This window comes from Microcystis sp. LE19-84.1B (assembly GCF_027531875.1).
GTDB lineage: Bacteria > Cyanobacteriota > Cyanobacteriia > Cyanobacteriales > Microcystaceae > Microcystis > Microcystis panniformis.
The window spans coordinates 1-9,639 of record NZ_JAPZSR010000399.1; the positions used below are offsets into that span (position 1 = coordinate 1).

At 39.5% G+C, this 9,639-nt stretch carries 5 protein-coding genes and 4 pseudogenes; 6 read left to right on the forward strand and 3 right to left on the reverse strand.

The genetic code is table 11. From position 1 onward, the window contains the following. A pseudogene (locus O9324_RS22255) lies at window positions 1-112 on the forward strand (IS1 family transposase); the annotation flags it as partial. Window positions 113-141: 29 nt separating this feature from the next. Here the strand turns inward: O9324_RS22255 and O9324_RS22260 are convergent. Next, a pseudogene (locus O9324_RS22260) lies at window positions 142-642 on the reverse strand (helix-turn-helix domain-containing protein); the annotation flags it as partial. Between the two features lie 108 nt (window positions 643-750). Beyond that, on the reverse strand, window positions 751-1,761 hold the full coding sequence (locus O9324_RS22265) for an MFS transporter (protein ID WP_288141329.1): 1,011 nt from the start codon (window positions 1,759-1,761) through the stop codon (window positions 751-753). A gap of 610 nt (window positions 1,762-2,371) precedes the next feature. On the opposite strand from O9324_RS22265, the gene O9324_RS22270 reads away from it, so the two are divergent. From O9324_RS22270 to O9324_RS27590, 3 genes and pseudogenes are all read left to right on the forward strand, one after another. Continuing rightward, complete coding sequence (locus O9324_RS22270; protein WP_002764822.1) at window positions 2,372-2,521, forward strand: hypothetical protein; 150 nt, start codon at window positions 2,372-2,374, stop codon at window positions 2,519-2,521. A 135-nt stretch (window positions 2,522-2,656) separates the two neighbouring features. Next, on the forward strand, window positions 2,657-3,649 hold the full coding sequence (locus O9324_RS22275; RefSeq protein WP_002764821.1) for an HMA2 domain-containing protein: 993 nt from the start codon (window positions 2,657-2,659) through the stop codon (window positions 3,647-3,649). 233 nt (window positions 3,650-3,882) lie between these two features. Beyond that, window positions 3,883-4,179, forward strand: a pseudogene (locus tag O9324_RS27590) (transposase); the annotation flags it as partial. Window positions 4,180-5,059: 880 nt separating this feature from the next. Here O9324_RS27590 and tnpA read toward each other — a convergent pair. After that, window positions 5,060-5,495 (reverse strand): annotated as a pseudogene (tnpA, locus tag O9324_RS22285) (IS200/IS605 family transposase). 57 nt (window positions 5,496-5,552) lie between these two features. Here tnpA and O9324_RS22290 point away from each other — a divergent pair. Both O9324_RS22290 and O9324_RS22295 read left to right on the forward strand, forming a co-directional pair. Then, entirely contained in the window at window positions 5,553-6,875 is a 1,323-nt protein-coding gene (locus O9324_RS22290) for an RNA-guided endonuclease InsQ/TnpB family protein (protein ID WP_288141330.1), read from the forward strand. A gap of 697 nt (window positions 6,876-7,572) precedes the next feature. Beyond that, a partial coding sequence (locus O9324_RS22295) for an Ig-like domain-containing protein (protein ID WP_288141331.1) occupies window positions 7,573-9,639 on the forward strand: 2,067 nt, incomplete at its 3' end.

Here is a 9,639-nt window from a genome sequence, read left to right on the forward strand (position 1 = left end):
GATTTCTCGGCTGGTGAGAGAGAGTCTATCTTTCTCTAAAAAAATGGAGAATCACGTTGGGGCTGTTTGGTATTTTATCCATGACTACAACGCACAGCTGGCAAAGGATTAAGCCGCCATCACTACTACCGAATCACCACCGACACAGATAATTTCCTCGGTATTTTGATCAGCTACTAATTGGGATTTTAAAGTATGATAACCTCTTTTACCCCCCAAAAAATCTTTCTGTTTCTTTTTGGGGCGTTCAATGGGAGTTTCCGTTACATCCATTACCGTTACGACCGGTATCTCTGCTTGATTGAGTAAAGCTTTTTTTCCTTTTAAACGGAAGTTTCCCGATTGTAAAAGCATTTTTTCCGTCTTATTTACAATCCGACATATAGTTGATTCTGATAGTTCCCAGCTTGTACCAATGTGAAAATATGTTCTATATTCTCGCCAATATTCTAACGTTACTAAAACTTGTTCTTCTATAGATAGTTTAGGTTTCGGTCCCCTTTTAGATGGTGAATTAGAGTCGGCTTCAACACTTTTTACTGATTCTACCATCTTTCTATATGTTTGTTTATACACACCGAAACGGCGTTTGAATTGTTCATCTGATAAGTTTTGATAATCCATAATTTTGCTAATAAACATAGCAAAATTATAGATGATTTCCTGACCTAAGATCACATTTTATTCTTTTTTCCACTTCAATCTAAGAATTGAGAAAAAAGCAAAACCTTATATTATACCATAAAAAAATTATGCAAGAGGTCTAATTTGTAAAGGGATACGCCCGACTTGATCAACTAAAGAAATCGAGGCAAGAAATCCAATCAGTAAGAACAGATCGATTGCTCCAGAACCTTCCGCCGCCACCATATCTTTGAAAATAAAATTAGGCTGAGTTTTGGTAAATAGGGTTGCTAAAATCGTTGGGGTAAAAATACCAATGCCGTAGGTGGCTAGATCCTGCAAAAACCAAGGAACAGCCGCTAATATAGTTGCTCTGAGATAGCGAGGGGAAAACAAAAGCTTGTATTTTTGCTTGCGTTGCTGGCCGATTCTCTCTACTAAGTCCGCAAGCTCAACTGGGCGTTGCAGTAAAGCTTTAGCAGAACGTTGAGCATCCTCTTGGCGATTGTGAGATATTAACCAATGGGCGCTTTCTGGGATTCCTGTCCTCAATAAAAAAACAATAATTCCTGGAATAACTAAACTGGCGTACATCCAATGCCAAGCCCCTACTTCAGGGTTAATCCGCAGTACCAGTAATCCGATTAAGACTCCGCCTAGGGAGCCAATTGATTGAAAAGCAAAAGCTCCTAATACCATTCTGCCCCTAAAACTACTAGGAATTGACTCAGAAATGATCAGATGGGCTGTGGGATAGTCTGCCCCAAGAGCAACCCCAACGCAAAATAAAAAGAAAATCAGGGAGGGAACATTCCCAGCGATCGCTGTTAAACTGACAAAAACAGTAAAAATCGCCATTTCAGACACAAAAACTAACTTTCGTCCTAGGCGATCCGCTAAATTTCCGAATAGGGAAGCCCCCACCAAAATCCCCAAAAGCGTTGCGGCAGCAACTGAACCTTTTAGGGCTGATGCTAAGTTAAAATCTTGCTCAATTAAGGGAATAGCAACTCCAGTCAGAAAGATGACCATGCCTTCAAAAAACTTGCCAGTAGCCGCCAAAATCCAGATGCGCCATTGCATCAAACTTAGGGGACGAGGAGGAGTTTCATCGATATAACTTTGTAGGCTTTTCATAGGATAGAGCTATTAAAACTATAGTTTTAATAGCTGGTTAGATTTAAATTGAGTTTAAGGCTGATTTAATTTAAGATTAAGATTTTTGGCTCTTCGTTACTATTGATGTTAAATAAGTAGTCGGACATAAATTATGTTGTCTATCTTAAGAAATGTACATTGCCGCAATTCTTACTGACTACTGACTCCTTACCCCACAGTTAACTTTACTTTTGTCCAACTACTTATAGTTCTTACATAATTAATTTTTTAGAGGGAAAAAATGAGAAAAATAGGCATAAAATTGCATAAAATCTCTCAATATTGATTAATGCTCATTTTTAATTCTCCTGACGACCAGCTACTGGCTCGGAAACTCCTCACCTAAGGTCAGATTTTTGATTTTTTCAAGAGGTCTATTTTCTTAATTTTCCTGACTACTGACTACTGGCTACTGACTCCCAACCCTAACAACAATTTTTGATTTTTACCAGAGGTCTATTAACAATCGTTTTCGAAAATGCCTTGACTATCGTACCCCGAATGAGGTATTCTATGAAAGCAAATCAGACAGTGATGCAATTCAGGCTTGAATTAGCCCAATTAAGGAGCTAGGGTGAAGAAAAATCAGATGATAATGGCTGTAATCGCCTTTGCTGCGGGAGCCGGCACAATATTCGCCGCTATTGTCATTTTTGACATTGATTTTGTTAAATGGGCTAACTGTAGTGCGCCTTTTGCCGATCCCATCGATCGGGAATCGGCCATTTGCCGCAGATAATCTGGCAGCTCCTGACAACCCTTATATTACAAATACTGACATCTATCTCAGGGGGAGACTGCCTATCGAGCTAAGTGGGCAAGATTGCAACTGAGAGTGTAATCTCCAAGCTAATAAATATTGGAATAGTGGAACATGGAAGCAACACTCGGCATCATCTTATCGCTACTTTCGGCAACTGCCACAGCCATCTGGACAGTTTGGACTTGGAGCGAGCAACAAGAGGAGGAAAAGACGCAGAAACGAAATCAGATTGCCGCTCTGTATATCAATCCCTTCCTGTTCGCCGCTCACGAATTGCAAGTCCGACTTGACGGCATCCTCAATCAGCAAGAGTTGGAATTTTTTAGACGGGAATATCCCGAAGCCAATGAAATCGGTTCTCCCGAAGCCTTAGAACTACTCTATGTCCTGGTGAAATTCTTTGGCTGGTACTGGTACGTCTATCGATACGGTCCCTACACCAGAGACAAGAAGGCGATCGAACTGATTAGCAAAATTATCAGGACTTTTGCCAACCGCAAGGACTTTGTTGGAGACGCTTTCTATTTTTCCTTCTCAGAGCAGAGATCTCTGGGACAGACATTCGTTAAAGTCTTTGGGCAAGCCGAATCGATCTACCCTGAGTTGGAAGCTATCTCGCTCTATCAATTTGCCACAGAACTGAGGGACGATATCCAGAAAGATCGCCCTATGTATCAGAATGTCATCAAAACGATCCAAGTCATCGATGGCGCCGAGCGAGTTGAGCAGCTGCCAGGATGCGATCGCCTGATCGCCGTACACAATGACTTGATCGACCTGCTTAATTATCTAGAAGCCCAAGAAGGCTTCTGTATCTCGGCCAAGGCACGCCAGAAAATTCGATCTGCAGCAAGCCTTCCCACAGATACCGAAATCATCCACGCTATTGCGGGGCGGGTGCGACTGCGGATTCCTCGCCTGCGCCAAGATCTCTCCTACGCCGAGCGGTTGCGCCAGTGCCTTCAGTCCTTGGCTGGCGTGCAAGAAGTCCAAATCAATCCAGATGCTGCTTCAGTGGCGGTTAGCTACACGCCCACCCTCTCAGAGGCAACATTCCAACAGAGACTTTTTCAAGCCATTGCCCAGTCAGGATCAGTCAATTAGACCCCTGGTAAAAATCAAAAATTGTTGTTAGGGTTAGGAGTCAGTAGCCGGTCGTCAGTAGTCAGTAGTCAGGAGAATTAAGAATGAATAATAAGCAACTAAATAGGGTTGGCTGAATAAATCTAAAAACCTTGTTGGGTAAAACTTTTAGACCTTTTGGCCGTCAAAAAGTCCCGGATATGGGAGTGATCGGGGGAAAAATTCAGGGACTTTTGTCTCTCCGTCACTGGGCTATAGGAATCAAGGCTGACAGACTCAGTTGTCAAAAATTTATTGTCAATCAGTTTCGTCTGTTTTTGTCCCAAGCTGCTTATATTTTGCTGCTGGGGATTCGGCAAGCAGCACAGGGGACAAGATTGGCAAAGGCGACAGTTTCTCGTTTAAAAGAAACTCTTAAGTACCTAAGCAAAATTAATTACACATATCTAACCACCTCTTGCCTCTTGCCTATCTTCACTAGGAAATTAATTTTGCACGACTACTTATTAAAACTGCGGCAAAAGTTAGTGTTTCGGTCAGAGAAGTATTAGTTGAGTTAGCAGCTCATTGTCCATTTGCCTATGAAATTAGTCTAATTTCATAGCGACTTTCCAGTGGAGTTCAATTGATTTTTTCTTAAAGCCAAGCTTTCCTAGTATTATTGTATCTAAATGACAATTTTAGTCGCTTTTTTAGGTTCTTCGGTTTGTGTTATGTAATGGACGGGGGTTATAAGGGATGTAACCCTTATATAGAAAAGCATTTGGCGATTTTTGTCAATTGTTTTCGCTCTAGAGCGAACTAATCAATTAAGTCTCTTGCCAGATAAGGATTTAGTCGATTTATGCCCCCCTATCGAACCATACCAAGTAACGAAGAACCCTTTTTTAGGCTTTAATTGTTAATTTTGTGCGGTTGATTAAGGATTTTTACTTACTTATTTAACCCCCAAAAAAACTGGATGTAAATCCAGTTTTTCGGGTTCCTTGTTTTTTGGTTCATGAATAATGCAGGTTAGGCTGCTTGGCAGCCTAGCAGCTTGGCTATGGCTTCTCTCTACTAGCACTTTTTGAGAATTTACAATTTTAGTTCAATTTCCCCCTAAACGGCGCACTGCACTCAAACATTAACATCAATCGGTATTGTCAAGTTGGACGTTATGTCAAATCCGTTTTATCTAGAATCGGCGATCACTTATTCATCCCTTTTCTCTTAAACCCTTCTGCCTCCTGCCCCCTGCCGACCGCCTAGCCTTTGCGATAACTTAGGTAATCAAAGCGGATTTAGTATTATGTATCAAACGGAGGTTGTGCAACGAAACGAGAAATTTACGGTCGTATCAAACCTTAAACCAGAGAAATCGTGAGTGAGGGTTAGCCATCCGTTTTAACGGATGGTAGTCGAGCGAACAAGGGGATTTATCCCCCTGTATCATTTATTAGTTTGATTCTCAATGTATTTTTTAATAGTTTCCGTAGAAGCGTTGCCAGCAGTTGAGCAGAAATAGCTAGGAGTCCACAGAGTGGGTAGTTTTAACAATTCTGGAAATTCTTTTCTTAAGTGATGAGATAGTCTCCCTTTGATTCTTTTAATTATTGTGGTCGGGGAATAACTAGGGTCTGATTCCAAAAATAAATGAATATGATCTGGCATTATTTCTAATGCGTTCTCGCGTAGCGAGCGCGTTCTCGCGTAGCGAGCGCGTTGCGACCAACCTCCAGTTATTTTCTTTGCACAGGTCAAAAATAATCGACTGCGCTCTTAACTTAATGTCCCCTTTTAATACCGCTTTTCTCCGTTTTGGACACCAGACAAAGTGATAGTTAAGTAGTGTTACCGAATGAGGATTTCTTCTATAATCTTCCATCTACCCTTGACAAATAGTGTATTTCCAACATATCCTATATACAGGAGGTAAGTCAAGATGTACGGAGTTCAAGAAGTTCTCATCCATACAGACAGCGAGATAAGGGCTGTCTTAGAGTTTGTCTGTGAAGAAGCTAACAAGCTGGCTAATTGTGGTATTTATTATTGTCGGCAAATGCTTTTTAAGGCAGGGCGATATATCGGTAAATATGACCTTGATTCTCAGTTGAAAAATAACCCTCATTTTCGAGCCATGCGGTCATGTTGCGCTCAACAATTGCTACATGATGTTGCTGAATCTTTTTCTTCCTATAAAGGGCTTTTAGGTCTTGGGAATAAAGGGCAATTACCTAATAAGTCTAGACCACCTAAATATCGAAAGAAAGGGGGGATGGCAGTAGTAACCTATACGGCAAGATATGTGAAGTTAACCGAAAAAGGGTTAAGGTTTTCGTTGGGGGATCAGGTAAAAGCTTGGTTCGGGATTGATAGTTTTTATCTGCCAATGCCGTCTAATTTGAGGTTTGAAGACATTAAAGAGTTTCGGATCGTTCCTAGAAATCTTAGTTTTTATCTTGAGTGTGTTTATAAGCAACCCGATCAAGAGAAAGTTAAGCCTAACAACAATGTACTAGGAATAGATCACGGATTGGGTAACTGGTTAACCTGCGTTTCTAACACGGGAAAGTCTTTTATCTTTGACGGAAAAAAGGTTAAGTCTCAAAATCAATGGTATAACAAGCGAGTTGCTCAAATTAAGACTGGTAAGCCGCAGGGTTACTGGGATGAGGAATTAGCTAAAATAACCGAAAGGCGTAACCGACAGATGAGAGACGCTACCAATAAAGCTGCTCGTTTTATTATCAATTGGTGTCTCGGCAATGACATTTCTACTGTCGTTTTTGGATGGAATCAGCGACAAAAAGACTCGATTGAGTTGGGAAAGAAAGTTAATCAGGAATTTGTTAGTATTCCCACAGCGAAGCTTAAAAATCGCATTTGTCAATTGTGTGAAAAGTACGGGATTAAATTCGTTGAAACTGAGGAAAGCTACACCTCAAAGGCTTCTTTTTTAGATGGTGATTCGCTACCTAAATTCGGTGAGAAACCCGAAGGGTGGCAGTCATCAGGTAAAAGAGTTAAAAGAGGTTTGTTTAAAGCTTTTAGTGGTCAATTAATTAATGCTGATTGCAACGGTGCGGCCAATATCATTAAAAAAGTAGCCACACAGCTAGGGGTTTCTCTAGATAAGGTGGGTAGGGCATCTTTGACAGTGCCACAACGATATAAATTGGATAGCCTTTCTAAAATATATCGTAATCGAATAGAAGCGCGGTTTCAACCCGATTCTATTCACCGATTAGAATCCCCGTCTTTTTAAAGCGGGGAGATGTCAATAAGCGGATTTAGTGTAAGGCTTTTGCAACACAGGGTGAGAGCATCTCAAACGCTATTGACAATTGGCTAATTTTGTGATCCGCATGGGCATTTCAGGTGATACCAGTCAATCAGAATAGTTACGAAATCGACCCATTTGGTCGATTTTTGCTTAACAATTGAGATGGCAAATTCTCTTCAAATATGCCTGAATCGCCCTCTGGGTAAGCAACTCACACAAAGTTCATTTTGTCAAGGATTGTTAAGATGCGCTTGCCCTGTGCAACAGAACCCCAAACCCCGATTAATGTTGGGTTTCTGCGGCAATTGCGCGATTTTCTTTAACTTTTGTAAATTTGTATTAAATTATACAGATTTTTTCTTATGCTCACTTTTACGATTCCAGGTGGTTGACCTGCTCGCTCCCCCTGACCAACCTCGAACTTTGAAAATAGAGAAAAGTTTCGCTTTGATCGTCTTTTTCCAAAGTTTTAAGTTATATTTCTGCTGTACCAATCATTTTAAGCTTCTAAGCCATCAAGGTTTTCTGGCTTATTCTGCGGTTTGTGTTATGCAATGGCTCTCTGTATAAGGGTTCCATCCCTTATACAGAGAGCCATTTAGCGATTTTTGTCAATTGTTTTTGATCTAGAGCGAACTAATCAATTAAGTCTTTTGCCAGATAAGGATTTAGTCGATTTATGCCCCCCTATCGAACCATAACAAGTAACGAAGAGCCAAAAATCCATGGATATGATATATTTACCCCTCCATCCAATCCCCTTAATAACCCCTTAATTCCAGTTCAAGATGATCCCCCAGTCCCAAAGAGTTTAAACCTATCTTCTGGATTATCCTCTATTCCCCAAATACCATCAGCAACGGGGCAATTTACCTTTACTGATAAAACGCTAACTCAATATTTACATCAGGAAGTTTTACCAATTACCCAAATAGCACTAGAAAACTTTGCAAATTCTCCTAACCTCTACAACAATATAGAATTAGCATTTGGCTATGGCTGTAATGTTGAATTAGCACATACAATAGTTGACAATTTAGCCCAGGGACAATTAATTCCGGATATTCAAATTATCCCCCAATCTCAACTACAAGCTGATGGAGCTTTTGGTAATAATACAATTTATCTTTCTCAAGACTTATTTAATCCACAACAAACTAATTCTAGTCAAGCAGTCAACGTTTTATTAGAAGAAATAGGACATTACATAGATAATCAAATAAATCTTATAGATGCTCCCGGAGATGAAGGAGCAATTTTTGCCCATCTTGCCCAAAATCAGCAATTAACACCCACAGAATTAACAGCATTAAAATCAGAAAATGATCATAGTACCTTAACATCAGAAGGTCAAACCTTTGCAGTAGAACACGCAGACACACCAGGAGTATTTTTAGTTGATAACAACGGCGAAATTACCATAGACTTCTTAGCTGACTCCGGTAGTTACCATAACGAAATGGCTATTTTTAGCCTTCAAAATATGGATAATTTAACACCAGGTTCAGTAGATTATATCAAAGAAGCATCACGTCGGGCTTTAAGTAATTCTGTGTTAGGATATACAGTAATTATTGATATTAATGAAGGAGCAAAATTTGCTGGAGAACTAGGAGAAACTAATAAAAACGATGGTAATTATTCTGGTTTAAAAACCTTTAATTTTACCCCTGGAGATAAAATTGCCTTCATGTTAGTTCCCGAAGGAACTGTTAAGCAAGTATTTGATAATCCTAGTTCTGGTAATAGTCAACGTCCCCTATTTTCCATCGATGCTGCTAATCCTAACAATGCCATACAAATAGGACAATTACTACCAGGAACTTTTGGTTGGGAAGATATCAGAAACGACCAAAATACAGACGCAGATTACAACGATATTATCTTTAAAATTACAGGTGCTACAGGAACATTAACAGATATTGGTGGACTCTTTGCTAGTGGTAAAGATTGGCGGAATCTTCCCTTAGCTCAAGAAATTATTGCCTTTGCTAGTAGTATAACTTTAACAGCTAAATTATCTCAAGATACAGGAAGTAGTAACTTAGATGGAATTACCAATAATCCAGAAATTTCTGGTTCTATCAGTAATGCTGAAAATCTGAGTAAATTCCAGGCTAAATTCAGTGATGGTAGTAACTTTATGGATATTTTATCAGAACTGAAAGCTAATGTTAACTTTACCTTAAATAAAGATAAATTAGCGGCAATTAAAGGTAATCAATTAGCAGATGGAGAATATCAATTAACCTTACGCGGTGAAGATAAATCTGGTAATATTGTTGAATCTTTAGTTAAATTTACCTTGGATACTACCAAGCCAGGAATACCCACAGAAATAGGGTTAAAAAATGATAGTGATACAGTCACAAATCAAAATACACCAACTGTTACAGGAAAAGGTGAAACTGGTGCATTAATAGAAATATTTGATGGCCAAAATAAATTAGGACAAACAACAGTTGTTAATGGTTCTTGGGAAATTACCACATCTCAAATTACCGATGGATTGAAAAATTTAACTATCACAGCAACCGATGTTGCTGGTAATATAAGTGATGCTGGGACTAAAGAATTTACCATTGATTCAGCCTTACCACAAATTAATATTACCAGTCCTCAAGCTAATGCAATATTAAATTCAGGTGCAAGATTACAAGGTACAGTTAATGGTACAGGTTCAACCATAGATAAATTAACTTATCGCTTTGGTAATGGTAGTGAAATTAATGTACCAGTAAATGCT

Bases quoted from the DNA above. Each gene is read 5' to 3' on its own strand.
- O9324_RS22265 (WP_288141329.1), bottom strand. From the start codon at position 1,761: ATGAAAAGCCTACAAAGTTATATCGATGAAACTCCTCCTCGTCCCCTA.
- O9324_RS22270 (WP_002764822.1), top strand. From the start codon at position 2,372: ATGATAATGGCTGTAATCGCCTTTGCTGCGGGAGCCGGCACAATATTC.
- O9324_RS22275 (WP_002764821.1), top strand. From the start codon at position 2,657: ATGGAAGCAACACTCGGCATCATCTTATCGCTACTTTCGGCAACTGCC.
- O9324_RS22290 (WP_288141330.1), top strand. From the start codon at position 5,553: ATGTACGGAGTTCAAGAAGTTCTCATCCATACAGACAGCGAGATAAGG.